This is a genomic window from Bacteroidia bacterium (assembly GCA_041391665.1).
GTDB lineage: Bacteria > Bacteroidota > Bacteroidia > J057 > J057 > JAGQVA01.
Genome location: JAWKNO010000002.1, coordinates 2,240,362 through 2,259,586, shown reverse-complemented (window position 1 = coordinate 2,259,586; position 19,225 = coordinate 2,240,362). Strand labels below are relative to the sequence as shown.

General features: G+C 46.1%; 14 protein-coding genes. 8 read left to right on the top strand and 6 right to left on the bottom strand.

Going from position 1 to position 19,225, the window contains the following annotated elements:
* Positions 1-34 precede the first annotated feature (34 nt).
* The 3 genes from R3D00_20655 (at position 35) to R3D00_20645 (ending at position 5,489) form a co-directional block, all read left to right on the top strand.
* Positions 35-2,158, top strand: coding sequence for a prolyl oligopeptidase family serine peptidase (locus R3D00_20655; GenBank protein ID MEZ4775609.1), 2,124 nt, complete (start codon positions 35-37; stop codon positions 2,156-2,158).
* Between the two features lie 449 nt (positions 2,159-2,607).
* Complete coding sequence (locus R3D00_20650) at positions 2,608-4,578, top strand: response regulator (GenBank protein MEZ4775608.1); 1,971 nt, start codon at positions 2,608-2,610, stop codon at positions 4,576-4,578.
* 71 nt (positions 4,579-4,649) lie between these two features.
* Entirely contained in the window at positions 4,650-5,489 is an 840-nt protein-coding gene (locus R3D00_20645) for a DUF4344 domain-containing metallopeptidase (protein ID MEZ4775607.1), read from the top strand.
* Positions 5,490-5,493: 4 nt separating this feature from the next.
* Here the strand turns inward: R3D00_20645 and R3D00_20640 are convergent, their stop codons facing one another.
* Positions 5,494-7,425 (bottom strand): glycoside hydrolase family 127 protein, encoded by a 1,932-nt coding sequence (locus R3D00_20640; protein MEZ4775606.1) that lies wholly within the window; start codon positions 7,423-7,425, stop codon positions 5,494-5,496.
* Between the two features lie 49 nt (positions 7,426-7,474).
* Here R3D00_20640 and R3D00_20635 point away from each other — a divergent pair, with 49 nt between their 5' ends.
* Positions 7,475-7,846, top strand: coding sequence for a VOC family protein (locus R3D00_20635; GenBank protein MEZ4775605.1), 372 nt, complete (start codon positions 7,475-7,477; stop codon positions 7,844-7,846).
* Here the strand turns inward: R3D00_20635 and R3D00_20630 are convergent.
* Both R3D00_20630 and R3D00_20625 read right to left on the bottom strand, forming a co-directional pair.
* Positions 7,843-8,211, bottom strand: coding sequence for a hypothetical protein (locus R3D00_20630; protein MEZ4775604.1), 369 nt, complete (start codon positions 8,209-8,211; stop codon positions 7,843-7,845). The genes R3D00_20635 and R3D00_20630 overlap by 4 nt on opposite strands.
* A 252-nt stretch (positions 8,212-8,463) precedes the next feature.
* Complete coding sequence (locus R3D00_20625; GenBank protein ID MEZ4775603.1) at positions 8,464-8,727, bottom strand: hypothetical protein; 264 nt, start codon at positions 8,725-8,727, stop codon at positions 8,464-8,466.
* Between the two features lie 153 nt (positions 8,728-8,880).
* Here R3D00_20625 and R3D00_20620 point away from each other — a divergent pair, with 153 nt between their 5' ends.
* The gene (locus R3D00_20620) at positions 8,881-9,105 is read left to right on the top strand and encodes a hypothetical protein (protein ID MEZ4775602.1); all 225 of its coding nucleotides are present in this window, start codon (positions 8,881-8,883) and stop codon (positions 9,103-9,105) included.
* A gap of 10 nt (positions 9,106-9,115) precedes the next feature.
* On the opposite strand, the gene R3D00_20615 is transcribed toward R3D00_20620, so the two are convergent.
* On the bottom strand, positions 9,116-9,787 hold the full coding sequence (locus R3D00_20615; protein ID MEZ4775601.1) for a Uma2 family endonuclease: 672 nt from the start codon (positions 9,785-9,787) through the stop codon (positions 9,116-9,118).
* 64 nt (positions 9,788-9,851) lie between these two features.
* On the opposite strand from R3D00_20615, the gene R3D00_20610 reads away from it, so the two are divergent.
* Positions 9,852-12,437, top strand: a complete 2,586-nt coding sequence (locus tag R3D00_20610; GenBank protein MEZ4775600.1) for a cation-translocating P-type ATPase — start codon at positions 9,852-9,854, stop codon at positions 12,435-12,437.
* Here R3D00_20610 and R3D00_20605 read toward each other — a convergent pair.
* Both R3D00_20605 and R3D00_20600 read right to left on the bottom strand, forming a co-directional pair.
* Complete coding sequence (locus R3D00_20605; GenBank protein ID MEZ4775599.1) at positions 12,407-12,868, bottom strand: SRPBCC family protein; 462 nt, start codon at positions 12,866-12,868, stop codon at positions 12,407-12,409. The genes R3D00_20610 and R3D00_20605 overlap by 31 nt on opposite strands.
* A gap of 120 nt (positions 12,869-12,988) precedes the next feature.
* Positions 12,989-15,535, bottom strand: coding sequence for an SdrD B-like domain-containing protein (locus R3D00_20600; GenBank protein ID MEZ4775598.1), 2,547 nt, complete (start codon positions 15,533-15,535; stop codon positions 12,989-12,991).
* A gap of 233 nt (positions 15,536-15,768) precedes the next feature.
* Here R3D00_20600 and R3D00_20595 point away from each other — a divergent pair, with 233 nt between their 5' ends.
* On the top strand, positions 15,769-18,090 hold the full coding sequence (locus tag R3D00_20595; GenBank protein ID MEZ4775597.1) for a GH92 family glycosyl hydrolase: 2,322 nt from the start codon (positions 15,769-15,771) through the stop codon (positions 18,088-18,090).
* An 8-nt stretch (positions 18,091-18,098) separates the two neighbouring features.
* On the top strand, positions 18,099-19,202 hold the full coding sequence (locus tag R3D00_20590; GenBank protein MEZ4775596.1) for a D-TA family PLP-dependent enzyme: 1,104 nt from the start codon (positions 18,099-18,101) through the stop codon (positions 19,200-19,202).
* Positions 19,203-19,225 lie beyond the last annotated feature (23 nt).

Here is a 19,225-nt window from a genome sequence, read left to right as displayed (position 1 = left end):
TGCATTTAAGTAGATTGTTGGGAGAATTATCATTATGAAACATTTTGGGTTCCTTTTTGCGATTCTCGCTGGTTTGTTAGTTTTTGGTTTTTCTCAGGAAAAGGTAAAACTTTCACCGGAAGATTATCAGCGGGCAGATTTTTTTCAGTGGAAAAACGTCCGAAATCACCTCTATACCTCCGAAGTTACCCCCCATTGGTTGCCAGACAATTCTGGGTTTTGGTACGAAGAAATAACCAGGGAAGGAACTCACCGAAAACGCGCAGACTTGCGGGAAATGGAAATTCTCGATTACCTGGCCGTGGATTCCACTTTTCGCACCTCCGTCGATCCGCTCATTTCGCGTTCTCCCGATGGAAAATGGCTGGCATTTGCCAGAGATTTTAATCTTTTTGTGCGCAATACCGAAACCGGTGAAGAAATTGCGCTCAGTACAGCCGGAAAGAAAAACTATGAATATGGTGCTACCTATGGCTGGTTTGACCTGATGGAAGGGGAAACCGAAAATCGCCCTCAAAATTTTAGTGTTCAGTGGTCCTATGATTCAAAAAAAATACTGACCCAAATCTGCGACTTTACCCGGGCCGAAAAAATGTATCTGCTCGACTGGGCTAAACCAGAATTGTTTCGTCCGCGACTTCTTTCCTATTATCGGGGTTCTCCGGGAGATACAACGCTTATTTATGAAATTCCGGTGATTTTTGATCTTGAAAAATTGACCGAGACGCGGATCGATATAAAACCCGTTCCTCATTTTATTCCGCTGAGACTGGAATGGTCGGCAGATGGACAAAGGCTTTTTGGGGGAACCTGGGAGAGAGGATTTAAAAAAATGGATATTCTTTCTGTGAATGCAACGGATGGGGCTGTCAAGGTTCTTTATTCGGAAGAAAGTCCCACACATGTGGACAACCGCATGTTTACGATGGTGATCAATGAACAAATACAAAAAATATTTTTCACTTCTGAGCGAAATGGATGGAACCAGTTATATGCAGTGGGAATAGCGGATGGTAAACTGGAAACAGTGACCCACGGGGAGTTTGTGATCTGGCGAATTGTCCATACTGATGCCGAGGAAAAGATGTTTTATTTCCTCGCTTCCGGGAAGGAAAAAGGTCGTAATCCCTATTTCTCTCATTTGTATTGTGTGGGTTTTGACGGCACAGGGATGAAACTGCTTACCAAAGAAGATGCTCACCATGAAGTAGACTTTTCTCCCGATGGCCGGTATTTTGTCGATAATTATTCTACTGTCGGCCAACCCACGATTTCTGTATTGCGCAATGCGCGAAATGGAAAAACTCTGATGGAGCTTTCCAAAGCCGATGCATCTGATCTGTACCGAAAAGGATGGAAAAACCCCGAACCATTTGTAGCCACCGGGCGTGATGGCAAAACGGAAATTTATGGCGCACTGTGGAAACCGACCAATTTTGATCCCGCCAGGAAGTACCCTATTATCGATGCCAGTTATACCGGTCCGCACACTCAGGTGTTTCCTAAAAGTTTTTTGGAAGGCCTGCGCAACAACAATCAGCCCCTGGCAGAACTGGGATTTATTGTCGTCGCAGTCGATGGTATGGGCACGATCGGCAGAGGACGAGCCTTTTCAGATGTTTCGTATAAAAATATGGGTTACAATTTGACTGACCATGTGCTGGCAATACGTCAGTTGGGGAAAAAATATTCCTGGATAGACACAACAAGGGTTGGGATTTTTGGCCATTCTGCCGGAGGATATGATGCCGCACACGGGCTGTTGCAGTTTCCCGATTTTTATAAAGTAGGCGTAGCTTCTTCCGGTGACCATGATTTCCGTATGGAAAAAGCCTGGTGGCCAGAGATGTATATGGGCTGGCCGGTGGATTCTGCTTACCATCAGCAGTCCAACATTACGATGGCGGCAAACCTAAAGGGAAAATTGCTAATTGTGCATGGCGGACTGGATCATAATGTAAATCCATCCACAACTTTCAAGCTGGCAGAAGCTTTTGTAAATGCCGGGAAAGATTTTGATATGCTCATTTTGCCCAGCCAGGAGCACGGATACAGAGGAAATGCGCAAGATTTTTTTACTAAAAAACGGTGGAACTACTTTGTCACTCATTTGTTGGGAGCAGAACCTGTCTGGGATTACGAAACTAAATCAAGGTGATAAAATTTTGACACACGGGCATCTGGTGTTGGAAAACCCGTTGCCATCTTTTATATTCACATTCGCGAGGTAGCTGTCGCTACCGACAACAGGAAGTTAGCCCGCGGAAGGACCAAAGGTGAGGCCTGTTGGCTATGTTTCACTTAATTGAAAGGAGGTACCCAAATGATTAGTTCCAATTGCTATTCTATCCAGTTCATCACCATTAAAGCCAGTCTGAGGTAACAGATTGCTTGTGATGAGTGAATGTACCTTCGTTAGCTTTAGGTGAATTTGCCGTAAAAGGCATACCAGTGAATTGGAAGTTGACAAGGAATACTCCGGTGTCGTAGCGGGCACCGGAATTTTTTTTGCCCCCAAATTACCTGTTAGTTTTCATGCAGAATAGGAATTGAGAAGTGTTGATTTCTGATTTCATTTGGCAATGATTCTAATGAACCTTCTGCTGAATGAAAAAATATAGCACTACCAGTCGCTATACGCTGATTGGTAGTGCGATTGGTCTTTTTTTCCCTCTTCTGGCTGCTATAGTTGAGATTAAAATTCTGGGGTTAGCCATCAACCCTTTGAATTTATGGGTGGCTCAAAAAGAACAACCATTACTCTGGATTATCGACCTTGCGCCCCTTTTCCTTGGTTTTCTCTCATGGATGGTCGGTAAAAAGCAGGACACACTCTCTGCATTAAATGATAACCTGGAAAATCAGGTAGTTCAAAGAACCAAAGAACTCATCCAGAAGAATCAAGACCTTCATCAGGAAATCACAGAGCGGGTACATGTCGAGGAAAACCTGATACGGGCGAGATTGACCGCTGAAAATGCGGCGAAAGCCCGCTCCGAATTTTTGTCTAATATGAGTCATGAGATCAGAACGCCGCTCAATGCAATCATTGGTTTGACCGGGCTGTTATCAGAGACAATTCTGGAAGCTGAGCAGGCAGATTTTGTGAATATTGTCAGAATGAGTGGAGAATCCCTGCTGTGTATCATCAACGATATTTTGGACTACTCCAAAATTGAATCAGGCAAAATGGAGTTGGAAGAACATCCTTTTGCACTGATTGACCCGATTGAAGATGCCTTTGATCTGTTGAGTACCAAAGCCAATGAAAAAAACCTCGAACTGATCTACGAAGTACAGGATTCCGTTCCAGCCTATATTTCGGGCGATATTACCCGGATAAGGCAGATATTGGTAAACCTTGTGAGCAATGCCGTTAAGTTTACTGACTCGGGTGAGATCTTCGTCCATGTAAAAAGTCTGGGTAAAAAAGGGGATTTGCACATTCTCCGGTTTGCCGTGAAAGATAGTGGAATTGGCATTCCTGCAGACAGGGTGGATAAATTATTTAAGTCTTTCTCCCAGGTTGATGCATCTACCACGCGCAAATATGGCGGAACAGGATTGGGGCTTGCCATTTGCAACAAACTGGTGAGTCTGATGGGCGGGGAAATCGGCGTGGAAAGTGTAGAAGGATCAGGCAGCACATTCTATTTTACACTTCAGGTTCCCATTGCGAAAGATGTCGGCAAAGGACTATATTTTCCCTCACAAACAATAAATGAGGTATTGATTGTCGATGATAATGAGGCCAATCTGAAAATTTTGACCTCCCGTCTGAAAAAATGGGGATTGAAAGTTAGCCAGACTAATTTGCCTCTAAAAGCGCTGAGTATGTTTTCAGATCCGCATTTTCAGCCCTCAGTAGTGATTGTGGACCTGAATATGCCTTTGATGGATGGCGTTACCCTGGCAAAAGAAATCAGGCAGATCCGGGGGGACAGTGTCAATCTGATTATGCTGAGTTCCAGTGGTAATCCCGAAAATCAGGATGACCGCCAATGGTTTAATTCCTGGCAAATAAAGCCTGTCAGGAACGAACAACTGTTTAACGCTGTATTTAGAACAGTTACTTTACCTTCCAAAGAAAAAACCAATAACGCCAGTCCCTCCCGTCCTGAAAGAGCAGTTGGTTCACTTCCAATCAGGATTTTGCTGGCGGAAGATAATACGATCAATCAAAAGGTAGCACTTCGGCTGCTCGATAAAATAGGCCTGAGGGCCGATGTGGCCAGCAATGGAGCAGAAGCCGTATTGGCTGCAAGTACCATATCTTATGACCTGATCCTGATGGATATGCAAATGCCGGAGAAAGATGGGCTGGAAGCTACACGCGAAATCCGAAAAAATCAGGGAGAAACCACCCTTCAGCCCATTATTATTGCCATGACTGCCAATGTCATGAACGAAGACCGAGTACGATGCATGGAAGCCGGAATGAATGATTTTCTGTCCAAACCAGTCAAATTATCAGAGATGGAAGCAATGATTGACAAATGGTTTTTGGATTCGGGTAAGGAAAATGTGGCACAAACTATTTCTTCAATCGCTCCTTCGACAGGCCAAATATCAGAATAATCTCTGCCGAAAAAATTGTGTTTAGATTGGCGCTTATTTCCTACATTTAGGCCAATCTGACAACAATAAATATGGGAAACCGCAGCCTTAGTTTTGGATCCATTCTGCTGGGTGCAGGTGTGATCTTTTTCTTTTTGATCCGCATGGAAATCATTCGTCCTGTTGAGTGGTTTGTCGATCCGGCACCAGCAATTATCGAAGCGCCTGATGAAGGCGGGTTTGTTTTGCTTACCAGTCTGAATCGCTCCCAGGGAGGGTTTTATGTTTCCCGTGCGGGTCAGGTCGTCAGAAACAGTGGACTGTTCAACGATTTAATTCAAAATCTTAACAAGGCCATTGTCTTACCCAAAAACATTTCCATCCTGGTTCAGCCTTGCGGAGCGGTAGATGCGCATTACGATCCGGCGAAATCGCAGATTTTATTTTGTGATGAGTTTTTCTATCAGGAAGAGCAAATTTTTAGTCCTTACTATCAGGACCAGGCTCAATTTACCGATGCGGTACTAGGTGCGACTGCCTTTACGCTCTTTCACGAAATCGGGCATGCCCTGGTTGATCAGCTGAAACTACCCGTGTTGGGCCGCGAAGAGGATGCCGCCGACCAGATCGCTACGTATTTGCTGGTGATGTCCGGTGCTTCCGAACAAGCCTTTCATGGCGGAGAGTTTTTTGCCTATCTGGCGCAAAACTATCAGCCAGGGCATAGTTTTCCCTACTGGGACGAACATGGGCTCAACGAGCAGCGTTTTTTTAATATCGCCTGCTGGCTCTACGGTTACGATCCGGGACGTTATGCTTTTCTCGTCGCCAATCAGGTATTGCCACTTGACCGGGCACAGCGGTGCCCGTCAGAATCAGCGCAAAGCGCGCAGACCATGGCCCAATTGTTGGGGCCATATATGAGGCAATAGGAGGTTACTGTACGGGAAACCAAACCCGCATTTCGACGCTGCCGCGATGGGCGCGGGCGTAGTAGGGAATAGCCGTAAAGGGCACTTCCATACCTTCCTGAATAGCAGTGCCGGTAACGACATTTATACCTCCCAGCAGGTCAGGCCTGAAATTTACCTCAAACTTACCTGCTTCAGGCATATTTAGATTGAGCGCTTTGCCGCCATTGTCTACACTTTCTGCGCAGTACACGATCGGGCCGCGCTCCAGTGCTACCTTGCCGCGGTCTTCGGCTACAGCTTCGTTGGCTACTACTCTTCGCACCGACATAGGGAGTTCCAACTCAACTTTGTCTCCCGCTTTCCAGCTTCGAATGATATGGGCAAATCCATTTTTCATCTGTGGATAAATCAATTCCCCATTCACCCGCAAAAACATATTGCGGTTGGTGCGGTTGGGATACTGATACAGGTCGCCCGGCACAGGCCGGTTATCAGCCCAGCCGGGGATTCTGATGGCAACGCTGAAGGTGTCTTCCTGCTCAGGTGTAACCGTGAAATTTACTTTTCCCGCCCATGGGTAATCCGTCTGCTGGTGAATAACCACTGATTGCTCAGGCATCTGAACAGTCGCTGTACTGCTGAGGAAAAGGTTGATATAAATTTCTTTGTCTTTGGAGGCGTAGGCATAGCCGGGTAAAGAAGGAAGAAATCTCACCACATTTACCGGACAACAGGCTGTGCTAAACCATGGCTGTCGCAGGTTGTCGCCTGCGGTTTCCAGTACATTCGGATAAAAAAATGAGTTCCCGTCCAGCGACACCCCTCCGAGGAAACCGTTGTAAAGAATTCGCTCAAATATATCCATATACTGCGCGTCTCCGTGTAGGAGAAACAGGCGGTAGTTCCAAAACATATTGGCGATGGCCGCACAGGTTTCATTGTAAGCGGTTGCGTTGGGTAACTCATAGTCGTCGCCAAAGGCTTCGCCATGGGGTCGGGAACCGATTCCTCCGGTGATGTACATTTTTTTATTGACTACATTCTCCCACAACCTGTCGATCGCCTGAATATAGGCCGTATCTCCAGTCAGCGCACCAATGTCAGCCATCCCCGAATACATATATCCCGCCCTTACGGCATGCCCTACGGCTTCCGACTGCTCTGTCACCGGCAGGTGATTTTGGATATAGGCAAAGTCTTTGCCTGTGGTATCTGTGAGGGCTTCTTTGCCTCTTTCGTCGAGGAAAAAACGGGCCAGATCCAGGTATTTTTTTTCGCCGGTGGTGCGATACAGTTTGGCAAGGCCAATTTCAATTTCCTGATGACCTGATACACCCGATTTCAGACCTGGACCAAATGTCCGGGTAAGTAAATCTGCATTTTTCAGTGCTACATCCAGCAGGGTGCGTTTTCCCGTCGCCTGAAAATGCGCTACAGCGGCTTCATACATATGCCCGACATTGTAGAGTTCGTGGTCCCTGTACATATTGGACCAGCGACCGGGCGTGGCATCGATCGGTTTGTCGGGATTGACCGTACGGGTGGTGTAGAGATATCCGTCGTCTTCCTGAGCTGCGGCAATTTTTACAATCAGCGAATCGAGATATGCTTCCAGTGCAGGGTCAGGATGCGTTTTGAGCGAATAGGACGCCCCTTCGATCACTTTATACACGTCAGAATCGTCGTATCTTTTGCCGCGAAACTCGCCTTTTATTAATCCGCCCGCGATGGCAAAATTATTGATCCGCCCGGTCTCCTCACATTTCTGGAAATCGTAGGGAATAGTTACCTTGCGGTTTGTGTCCAGCCGCGGGAGCCAAAACCCTCCGTCAATCAATACATTGGTAAAAGGAACCGGATGAATAGGGTAATCATGGGAAGGCGCAGACGATTGGGGGGATGGCTGACAGGCAATCAGAAAGGCTGAGCTCAACCAGAAACATAGTTTTTTCATGACTTCAATCGGTTTTCCCGAAGATAAGACTCCTTAAGATAATTCCATCATGAAATTCAGATTTGCGCGACATACAAACAACCTCGAAAAGCTAAAAAGCTTTTATACCGATGTGCTCGGCTTTGACTTATTGGGTGGTTTTGAGGATCACGACAATTATAACGGGATATTTCTGGGATATAAAAATGCCGGCTGGCATCTGGAATTTACAGAATCCGACCAGCCGGCAAATCATACATTTGACGAGGATGATATTTTGGTTTTTTACCCCGAATCGGAAGAAAAATATACCCGGCTTTTAGCACACCTTCGGGAACATCAGGTGGAATTTATCCAGCCCCAAAACCCCTATTGGTCGGAAAATGGCGTGATGATTCTCGATCCTGATGGTTATCGGGTGGTGATTGCAGCAACCCGCTAATTCACCTGACACAGCCGCGTAAACTCCATGCCTTTCCTCGATTTGAGGCAGGGGTAATTTGCTGCGATCATCCATTCGGCAGGAATGGCAGTAGCAGAGGAATAATCCTTCAGGCGAATGGTTTTACCTTTTAATGTCCATGTACCGCTGACATTTATCCTTTTTGAAGGATTGGAATTGTTGATATAATGAAAGGTAAAATCTTCGTTCAGGGTGAGCTGAACCTGAATGTTTTCAACCGCTATACCATCACAAACGCCCACGCCATAGGTACCAATGGGCAATTCCTCATGAGCGGGTGCAGGGTTGAGCGTAAAACCCGAAACGAGAATAAACAGGATGGGCAGTGCCAGAAAATTTTTCATTGTGTAATTGGTTTTAGGTGGAAAAATAGGGTGAAGGATATGGTGCAGTATTGCACTAAACATGAATCTACAACAATTATCCATATCACAAAATCAATTCTTTTTTGACAATGATATTCTATGATGCTGTTCTGTGAATAGGGAAGTACTTCAAACAGCCTTCAATCTACAATTTGATTTTTGTTGGGTGAACGGTTTGTATATGCGTAGTGCGACCGTTAGGGAGCATTATCGGATATACGGTGAGCTCGTTTATTTCTCTTCATTCCTATCTTTTAATATCTTTACTACCCTACTATATTGGACGGTTGTAGATGAAATCACAACGCCTAAGGTTCCTAACATTACTGAACCTAGAGTATTATTTGCATCCCAAGTTCCTGCGGACAGTTGGTAGATAAAATAAAAAAGATATATAACTACTAAACTACTCAATACCATTATAACACCCTTCAGAGTCTTTATTTTGGAGGTTAGTTGTTCGGTTGTTAATTCTCCAAGTACTTTCTTTTCCATGTCGTTAAATTTTAAGTGATAAAGTTTATAGATAACCATTCAGTTTTTGAGTCTGCATCGTTTAAATGTGCTACAAAATCTGTGCACCCCCAACATTGCGCCTATCCGCCAAACATCTTCGAGATTCCTATCCTCCTGCAAACCCCACAACCAATGCCCATAATAAATCTGCTGATATTTCTTCAACATCCCAAATATTTTATCGGACAGTATCACCTATCTGCCTTTTTTTTGTTTCGCGGTGGCGTGAATATTGGTTTTCTGGCAACACCGGAAACCGGGAACGCCGGACATGATACCGATACTTTTCGGCGAAAGTTGTTTGGAGACCGGTTGACAACTCTGATACCGGGTCAAAAAGTTCTCTCTTTGCCGTGATTTCTGGTTTTTACAGATTTAAGATTCGCAGTAGTTCTTCAAGGTTTTTGTCTTCATCAAATACTGCTTCAATCTCGATTTTAAAACCGTTCACAGGCACACAATCCAGCATTCCTTTGCGGGCTTTAAGAATTAACTCGTATTCGTTTTGGTCATTGAGGCGATATTGTTCCAGTATTTCTTTATCTGGGTCAATAATCCAATATTCCCGTATCTGATGAGCCTGATAATCCGAAAACTTGATTCCCCGGTCATTTCCGGCAGTTTTGGTGGATAGTACTTCAATCACAAGGTCCGGGGCGGGAAATAAACTTTGCCCTTTTTTAAAAGTTTGGGCTTTTTCATTTTGGAAGAAACAGATATCCGGCTCATAATCATTTCGGGATAAGGAAATCATGATTTTTTCATACCCCACATAACCGAGTTTCTTTTTTTTGACGTATGTATTAAGTAGTTGATATAAAGAACCGGTTACATCATTATGTTCTTTTTTTACCGGGGAGTGAATGATAATTTCCCCGTTGATAAATTCCGCTTTTTCAAACTCCGATATATTGTTGTAAAAAGTGTTTCTTCGAGTTCTTTCTTCTTCTAGTATGGCATTTATCTCTTTGAGAATTACGGGCGCGTCCGGGAGTGCCAGTAGCTCATTTATTAGTTGTTTATTATGGTTGGTTATCATATTATTTTTTCAATCTTATCGAAACTACAAATTACATATTTTCTCCGAATTTTAATCACATCCCATGAATTGGCACTATTTGTCGGTTGAAGAATCTTTGGAACTTACGGGTTCCTCCCCGGCAGGCCTTACCTCCGCGGAAGCAGCTGCAAAACTGGTAGAAATCGGGCCTAATACTCTTCAAGAAAAAAAACAAAAGTCTGCCTTCCTGATTTTCATCAATCAGTTTAAAGAGTTTATGTCCCTGGTGTTGATTGCAGCTGCGATTATTTCGGGCATTGTCGGCGACCTGACTGACTCGATCATTATCGTGATAATCGTGATTTTAAATGCAGTCATTGGTTTTGCTCAGGAATACCGCGCAGAAAAGGCTATCCAGGCTCTTAAACAAATGGCAGCACTTCAGGCCGTTGCCCTTCGGGATGGACAAACCGTAAAAATTCCCGCTGCCGAACTTGTACCCGGCGATATCGTTTTGCTCGAAGCCGGCAATGTTGTCCCTGCTGATATGCGCCTGACAGAATCTCATAGTCTTCGTATCGATGAGTCTGCACTTACGGGTGAGTCTGTGGCGGTGGATAAAACCAGCGATCAGCTTGCTTCCGAAGATATCCCTATGGCTGATCGCCTCAACCTGGCTTATAAAGGTACGCTTATTACCAACGGCAGAGGCCAGGCATTGGTATTTGCGACAGGTATGAAGACGGAGATCGGGAAAATTGCCGGTATGCTACAGGAGGAAGACGCCTTGACACCTCTTCAGGTCCGGATGGCAGACTATGCGCGAAAATTGTCTTTTATCGTATTGGGCATTTGTGCGGTTTTATTTGGTATGGGGTTGCTTCGGGGAGAAGATCCGATGAATATGTTGCTGGTTTCCATCAGCCTTGCGGTGGCCGCGATACCCGAGGCGTTGCCTGCCCTCATCACCATCGCCCTGGCGATGGGTGCCAGGCGTCTCGCCCGGCAAAATGCCCTCATTCGCCACCTCCCGGCAGTAGAGACGCTGGGTTCTGTGTCTTATATTTGTTCAGATAAAACCGGCACACTCACCCTCAATAAAATGCAGGTCGTTGCCGTGGAGGAAGCAGCATCCTCTATTCCCTCATTCAGCGATTCTACCCTCAGTCTGGGGATGGCGTTAAACCATGATGTGAGGACCACGGCTGAAGGTACGCTGGAAGGCGACCCAACGGAGATTGCCCTTGTCGAATACGCCATCGAAAAATCGGGCAGAGAGGGGTATGAAAAAATTCTCACAACCTTCCCCCGTATCGCGGAAATTCCCTTTGACTCCGACAGGAAGTGTATGACCTCAATCCACGCTTTCGGAGAAAAATATCTTGTATTTTCCAAGGGTGCGGTGGAATATATTTCGGCACATCTTCGGCCAGCGGAAAATACTACAGAGATTCTTGCGAAAAGTGAAAAATATGGCGCAAAGGGCCTCCGGGTACTGGCCTATGCCTGGAAAATCATGGATCATATCCCCGAACCGTTGAGCGTGGAAATCATAGAAAGCGAACTGGTATTTTCAGGCCTGGCGGGCATGATCGATCCGCCCAGACCGGAGGTAAAACTCGCAATCGAAGAGTGCCGCACTGCGGGTATCAAGCCGGTCATGATTACCGGAGATCACCCTGCCACAGCAGCTGCCATTGCCAGTGATATCGGTATTTTGGATGAAAATGGTCTCGTACTTACTGGTTTGGAGCTGCGAAATATGTCTTTTGAGGAGTTTGAGGAAAAGGTAGAGCGCGTATGTGTATATGCCCGGGTAAGCCCCGAGCAAAAAATCAACATCGTAAAAGCCCTTCAGGCCAAAGGCCACTTTGTATCGATGACCGGTGACGGAGTAAATGATGCGCCATCGCTTCGCGCGGCTAATATCGGTGTCGCCATGGGCATCAATGGAACAGACGTGAGCAAAGAGTCAGCCGATATGATTTTGCTGGATGACAATTTTGCCACGATTGTCAAAACCGTTAAAGAGGGGCGACGGATCTATGACAATATCCGCAAGTTTGTGAAGTACATAATGACCTGCAACAGTGCAGAGATCTGGACGATATTTCTCGCCCCCTTGCTGGGATTGCCGATACCACTGTTGCCAATTCATATCCTGTGGATCAATCTGGTCACAGATGGCCTGCCCGGACTTTCATTGGCAAATGAAGGCGCAGAAGCAGACATCATGAAACAACCACCCAGAAAACGCAGCGAAAGCCTGTTGGCAGGCGGAATCGCCTTGCATATTCTGTGGGTCGGAATATTAATGGCAGGCGTTACCCTTGGCGTGCAGGCATGGGCTATTGAGCAACAACATGTACACTGGCAGACAATGGTTTTTACGGTGTTGTCCTTATCTCAGCTTGGACATGTGATTGCGGTGAGGAGTGAGAAAATATTTTTATACAAACAGGGGATTTTCTCCAATAAACCGATGCTGCTCACGATCGTGTTCACAGGTATTTTACAATTGGGAATCATTTATCTGCCGGCAGCGAATGAAATATTTAAAACGCAGCCACTGGACCTGAATGAGCTGTTGATTTGTCTGGGATTATCGGCAGTGGTTTTCCATGCAGTGGAGTTTGAAAAATGGCTGAAGGCGCGAAATTATTTTTTCAAAGCCATCCAGTCTAAATGAGCGTTTATAGCTCTTCGGAAAACCAGGGAGATAAGCCATAAAAATGGGCGGGTCAATACGCTTTTGGGAAAAAGCTGAAAACTGCGCGTTACTTTTGTCCCTGTACCTTCCTGTGTAAATGTCCATTCTTCCAGAAAATGTGTTGCCAGCCGGTTGAGAGGCGGTGAAAATTCGCAGAGTTTCATGGTGATTTTTTCTCCGGGTTTCCACACCAGGATTTCCTCCACATGTCGGGAACCATCTGTATTTTCCACGGTGATTCTGGCACCAATCATATTATCCGTGCGTTTTTCATATTCAGCTTTTCTGATACCGGGCAAAAAGGCGTATCCTTTAAACTCACTCCATTTGCTTGTATCGGCAATTTCTGAGGCAATGGAAGCCGGGAGGACAGGGATGACTTTTTTACATTTGAAATGAATGGGAGCCATAAATGGACGATTGGTTTATCAGAAGTTTACGAATTACTAAATTTACATATTTACCCTGGCATTAGAATATGATGTGTTTAGTTAAATGTAGCACACATAAAACGTTGGAGAGTAAATTCTTTACTCCTTAATAAACCGCTGAATAACAGGCGTTGCGCTACCTTCCAGTCGAACCAGATACACGCCCGAGGGTATGGAACTCAGTTCGAATTTGATCAAATGTTCTCCCGGCAGGATATCTTTATGAAGAATGGTCCGGCCCTGAATATCCATCATCACTAAGGTCTTGTAATCTGCATCAAATGTTACTGTCAGCAGGTTCTGCGCGGGATTTGGAAATACCTTCACTACAGGTTGAGTATCTGGATTGGAAGTCCTGGCTGAGGATGAAGCGACTAAACCACAATCCTGGTTGACAACAATTGGAATATTGTTTGCCAGTTTAAAACTGCCTGTTCTGCCATTACTTTTACTGGCATCAGAATCAATCTCCTCATCATTCCCAATATTGACCAAGGTTCGCTTGTAACCAGGTACATCTTCGAATTCGAGTAGTAGGTTATTATTTTGAATTGCATTCTGAAAAAGTACCAGACCCTCCGAATTGGTAACTGCTGTCTGAAGAATACTTTTATTAGATGCTTTCAAAAGATTGACTGTGACACCCGCAATCCCTGTTGGCTCGTCGCAACTTTGCAAACCATCTCCGTTGATATCATCCCAAACTCGGGTGAGAATCATGGTGTGTCCCTGATTGTTTTTATCAGTAGGATATGGGTCAATGCTGTCAGGTAATTTATCATTATCGGAATCTACAATCACAATCTGGCAGACACAACTGCCTGAAGTTTTTGTCGGATCAAAGGGGCATCCATCCAGACAATCTGGAGTATTGTCCCCATCAGAATCTATATCTGAGGTGCCACAGCCACAGGTTCCCGGAGCCGTTTTTCCCGGATCATTAGGACACAGGTCAGCACAGTCGGGCGTATTATCGCCGTCAGAGTCTGTATCCGGATTACCACAGCCACAAGTTCCAGGCATAGTTTTCCCCGGGTCATTTGGGCAAAGATCGATACAGTCAGGTGTATTGTCGCCATCGGAGTCGGTCTCCGGTACGCCACATCCACAATTACCGGGAATTGACTTTCCAGGGTCATTGGGACACTGGTCTATACAATCCGGTACCAGGTCTCCATCAGAATCTGTATCTGGAGTGCCACAACCGCAAATACCCGGCACAATTTTATTCGGGTCATTGGGACACAAATCTGTAACCGTACACAGGGAAGCCGCTTCCGGAAGACTCACATTGTCTAGTGTCATTAATTCGCCATCATCCGTACTGAAAAAACATACACGGATTTGAATCGTATTTGCCGGAAGGCTAAAAGTAAAAAAATTGATAGAAGAAGTATGATCTGATCCTGCGGCGTATTGAATAGTGGCGGTACCGCCACCCTCGATATTTCCAAATGGTACAAATGGACCTCCATTATAACTGGTTAATACCGAGATATAGTCTTCCGGATCCAACCCAACCCATGATAAATCCAGCGAAAGCTGAAACCCGAATTGCCCCGGGGCAATACTAATTTGGGGGCTGGTCCAGCAGATTTCTGAATCTGTATCACCGGTTTCCAGCATGCCGGAAGCGGTAGTGCTGAAATAGTCATCAGATTCCCGTCCAACTGTCCAGGGGCTTAATGTCCAGTTCGCACCCGTAAGTTCATCTGCCATTCCGGTAAGATATCCTTTTCCCGGAGTATCAAAAGATTCAAGATAGGGGCCTGTGATATCGTATGTTTGTACTTCGAAGGAATCAGTAGTTGAACAACCGCCTGATTCCGTAACGGTTACTTGGTGAAATCCGCCGGGCAAACCATTGATAACAGAAGTGGTTTGTCCGTCAGACCATAAATAGGTGTATGACCCTGACCCACCAGTAGCGCTCAGGTCTATCGCGCCGTTACTGATACCACATAATGTATTGGTAATATTGGCAGACAGAACCGGTGGTGTGCAACTACCTGAAATAACAACTCCTGGCTCGGGTACAGAAACATTGTCAAACCAGATAATCTCAGATCCTCCGTCATTGTCAATGCAAATGCGAATGTCCAGCGTACTCCCTGTCAGACCGATCACCGAAAGCGTTGAATTTGCAAAATCATCAGCCGCCAATCCAAACTGAACAAATGCCCCGCCATCCAGACTGTATTCAGCACTGATATAGTCGTCGGGCTCCAGGGTTGCAAATTTTCCAATATTGAGAGAAATGGAAACAGGGCCTGCATTGCCAATATTAAGTGTTGGGCTTTCCCAGCACAATTCCCCGTCAATATCTTTTGCCTGGAATATTTCATTACCGGCAAGAGTTACAACACCAAAATCGTCTGGGCTGTTGTGATCAATTCCTTCAAAACTATTGCCTGTGATGGTCCAGTTTACCCCTGACAGATCAGGCGGAATGGTCGCACAGGTTGAAAGGTTATCCGTTGAGCCGGCAGTACAATTACAACCACAATCGTTGAGCCCTGTGGCAGGAGGCGGGCAAATGGCGCTAACCAATCCTTTGCCAGCCTGGCCGGTAAAATCTTCTGAATATTGGGCAACAGCAACCCCAAATACAAATAGCAAGAGCAAAGTTATGGCAGAACTTTTCATAACCGGATGTTAGAAGCGGGTGATATGTGTAGAATATTGTGTTTTATTATTCCCAATTACCCTTGGTTGTCTATAGTCTGGCAATTTTAAGCATTTAATTTTATTCTATTGTCTCTCGAATGTAAAAAAACAGTTTTTTTCGTGAGGAGAATATTTACCCTGTATCCAACCATTCATTTCCCAACTTTCTCTATATTGATCCTCCCATTTGGTACCTATAGAATCTAACTGCTATGAATCGGTTTTTTTATCCTTTTTTAAGATTTGCCATTCTCCCGATGGCCTTTTTCTGGATGGTTTCCTGCAACTCCGGATCGAAGATTGCCACTACGACTTCCCCTGCAGATTTTGTCGATCCATTCATCGGAACGGCAGATCACGGCCATACATATCCCGGAGCGACCGTTCCTTTTGGCATGGTACAACTTAGCCCCGACAACGGGACGCAGGGTTGGGACTGGTGTTCGGGTTACAATTATGTGGACAGTGTGATTGTGGGTTTTAGCCATACACACCTCAGCGGTACAGGTATCGGCGACCTCTGCGATGTGCTGATGATGCCTACGACCCGACCGGTAGATTTTACCAAAACAATCACCTCCCGCGATGATTACGATTATCGCTCTGCCTTTTCTCACGAAAAGGAGGAGGCTTCTCCCGGTTACTACGCTGTTTTTCTGGAAGATAGTAAAGTCAAAGCCGAACTTACCGCCACCCAAAGGGTGGGGTTTCATCGCTACACATTCCCTGAAAGTCAAGCTTCCGCAATTGTCATTGACCTGGGTTTTGCGATCAACTGGGATGCGCCCGTTGACACTAAAATTGAAAAAATAAGCGATGACATGATCACCGGTCACCGCCTGTCAACAGGCTGGGCCAAAGACCAGCGGGTATATTTTGCTGCAAAATTTTCCCGTCCGATGGCCGATGTGCAGATCGTAGCTGATACTTCTGCCACAGACAATGGGGAGCAGCGAATGAAATCCGCCGCTAAAATTTCTTTCCCGACAAAAGAAGGAGAACAAGTACTCGTGAAAGTAGGGATTTCTTCTGCCAACCCGGAAGGCGCACTGAAAGCATTGGATGAAATTCCGGACTGGGACTTTGACGCAGTCAGACAAAACGCCCGCAAAGCCTGGGAAGGTGAACTTTCTGTGATAAAAGTGGAGTCAGACAACGAACAGCTGAAAACCATTTTTTACACAGCCCTTTATCATAGCCAGGTTGCACCGGTTTTGTTTTCCGATGCCAATGGCTACTACAAAGGCGTAGATGGCAAGGTGCATAAGGCAGAAAATTATACGAAGTATGGCATTTTCTCCCTGTGGGATACTTTCCGGGCAGAAAATCCGCTGTTTACCATCACCCAATCCGACCGGGTTGATGATATGATCCAGTCGCTGATGGCTCATTACCGCGAATACGGCCTGCTGCCTGTCTGGTCGCTGCTGGGAAATGAAACCAATACGATGACCGGCTATCACGCAGTTCCTGTCATTGTGGATGCTTATCTCAAAGGCTACCGCGGATTTGATGCAGAGGAGGCGTTCGAAGCCATGAAAAAAAGCGCCATGCAGGATATTCGCGCTACCAATTTCCTCCGCGAATACAACTACATTCCGTATGATAAAGCCGGACAGTCGGTAACACGCACCCTCGAATACACTTACGATGACTGGTGTATAGCGCAAATGGCCAAAGCGCTGGGAAAAATGGACGATTACGAGTATTTTATGAAGCGGGCCGGCAATTTTCGCAACGTATTTGACCCTTCGACAGGTTTTATGCGTGCCCGGATGTCTGATGGAAAATGGAAAACTCCTTTCGATCCCAAATACTCTGATCACAATTTTGATGTGGCTGAATATACCGAAGGAAATGCCTGGCAACATACCTGGTTTGTTCCTCACGATGTTCACGGCATGATCGAACTTTTTGGCGGAAATGCCGCATTTATCTCCAAACTCGATGCGATGTTTACAGAAACTTCTGACATCAGCGGGGAAAACGCTTCGGCAGATATATCCGGGTTGATCGGCCAATATGCCCATGGCAATGAGCCCAGCCACCATATCGCCTACCTATACAACTATGCCGGCGCTCCATGGAAAACTCAGGCAATTGTCAGGCAGATTTGCGAGACGATGTACACCGATAAACCCAATGGTCTCTGCGGAAATGAAGACTGTGGGCAAATGTCTGCGTGGTATGTGTTTAGTGCTATGGGTATCTACCCGGTCAATCCGGCGCAGGGAATATATGTGATAGGCAGCCCCATGTTTGATCGTGCGGAGATCAGGGTAGGAGAGGGGAAATCATTTGTGATAACTGCTGAAAACGTATCAGGCGATAACAAATACATTCAATCGGCCAGGCTAAACGGACAGCCGTTGAGTCGCACCTATATTACCCATGAAGAAATCATGAATGGCGGGGAACTCGCCTTTGTCATGGGTGCAGAGCCTAACGAAATATGGGCAATTTCTCCCGAATCAGCTCCTCCCTCCATGAGCAATGATACGCAGGCAAAAGTCCGCATGGCAGAGAGCAAATAAATAACAAAATGAACTGGTACGAAATAAGTAATGCTGATCAGGTAGATACGCCTGCACTACTGATTTATGAGGACCGTTTGCGGGCCAACATTGCGGAGGCTATTCGGATCGCAGGCGGTACTTCCCGCCTGCGGCCCCATGTCAAAACCCATAAAATGGCAGAAGTAGTGCGGATGCATGTGGAATTGGGCATCCGGAAATTTAAATGTGCGACGATTGCCGAAGCCGAAATGCTGGCCCGCTCCGGGGCAGATGATGTATTGGTCGCTCACCAGCCCACCGGACCCAAAATCCAGCGTATCATTGCGCTGATAAAGCAATACCCTGCCGTTCGGTTTTCAACTATTGTCGATAATGATCTCACGGCAAAAGCGATCTCGGGCGTCTGTGGTCAGGCAGATGTTGTTTTGCCTCTGTATATTGATCTCGATTTGGGTATGCATCGCACCGGAATAGCTCCGGGGACGGAATCTCTGGCATTATATCAGTTGCTGGCAATGCTGCCCGGGGTGTCTCCGGCTGGTTTGCACGCCTACGATGGGCATATACGCGACAGCGATTTTGCTGTGCGGAAGGCCAAAAGCGACGCTGCTTTTCAATCGGTAAGCGATATGGCAGCGGCCATAAGGGGGGCCGGCGGCCATGTTCCGGCAATTATTGCCGGTGGCAGTCCGACATTCCCCGTTCATGCACTGCGCAGTGATGTGGAGCTTAGTCCGGGGACCTATGTGTTTTGGGATGCCGGATACGCGTCGATGTTGCCTGATATGAACTTTTTGCCCGCTGCACTGGTGCTTACAAGGGTTATTAGTAAACCAGGGAAAGATCTGGTTTGCCTCGATCTCGGCCATAAATCTATTGCTGCTGAAAATCCTCACCCACGGGTATCGCTTCAGGGCATCAGGATTGACGCATTTACAGGGCATAGCGAAGAACACCTGGTCGTCCAAACGCCTGACGCTGAAGGTTTGAAGCCAGGCGATTGTCTGTATGGAATTCCCCTCCATATTTGCCCTACCGTTGCGCTTTATCAGGAAGCATGGGTCGTGAATGACGGCGTAGCAAAGGGATGTTGGAAAGTCGTTGCAAGAGACCGGAAAATTGGCGTATAGTTTGCGTATTTGTTCAAGACAAT

Bases quoted from the DNA above. Each gene is read 5' to 3' on its own strand.
- R3D00_20655 (MEZ4775609.1), top strand. From the start codon at position 35: ATGAAACATTTTGGGTTCCTTTTTGCGATTCTCGCTGGTTTGTTAGTT.
- R3D00_20650 (MEZ4775608.1), top strand. From the start codon at position 2,608: ATGAAAAAATATAGCACTACCAGTCGCTATACGCTGATTGGTAGTGCG.
- R3D00_20645 (MEZ4775607.1), top strand. From the start codon at position 4,650: ATGGGAAACCGCAGCCTTAGTTTTGGATCCATTCTGCTGGGTGCAGGT.
- R3D00_20640 (MEZ4775606.1), bottom strand. From the start codon at position 7,425: ATGAAAAAACTATGTTTCTGGTTGAGCTCAGCCTTTCTGATTGCCTGT.
- R3D00_20635 (MEZ4775605.1), top strand. From the start codon at position 7,475: ATGAAATTCAGATTTGCGCGACATACAAACAACCTCGAAAAGCTAAAA.
- R3D00_20630 (MEZ4775604.1), bottom strand. From the start codon at position 8,211: ATGAAAAATTTTCTGGCACTGCCCATCCTGTTTATTCTCGTTTCGGGT.
- R3D00_20625 (MEZ4775603.1), bottom strand. From the start codon at position 8,727: ATGGAAAAGAAAGTACTTGGAGAATTAACAACCGAACAACTAACCTCC.
- R3D00_20620 (MEZ4775602.1), top strand. From the start codon at position 8,881: ATGCCCATAATAAATCTGCTGATATTTCTTCAACATCCCAAATATTTT.
- R3D00_20615 (MEZ4775601.1), bottom strand. From the start codon at position 9,787: ATGATAACCAACCATAATAAACAACTAATAAATGAGCTACTGGCACTC.
- R3D00_20610 (MEZ4775600.1), top strand. From the start codon at position 9,852: ATGAATTGGCACTATTTGTCGGTTGAAGAATCTTTGGAACTTACGGGT.
- R3D00_20605 (MEZ4775599.1), bottom strand. From the start codon at position 12,868: ATGGCTCCCATTCATTTCAAATGTAAAAAAGTCATCCCTGTCCTCCCG.
- R3D00_20600 (MEZ4775598.1), bottom strand. From the start codon at position 15,535: ATGAAAAGTTCTGCCATAACTTTGCTCTTGCTATTTGTATTTGGGGTT.
- R3D00_20595 (MEZ4775597.1), top strand. From the start codon at position 15,769: ATGAATCGGTTTTTTTATCCTTTTTTAAGATTTGCCATTCTCCCGATG.
- R3D00_20590 (MEZ4775596.1), top strand. From the start codon at position 18,099: ATGAACTGGTACGAAATAAGTAATGCTGATCAGGTAGATACGCCTGCA.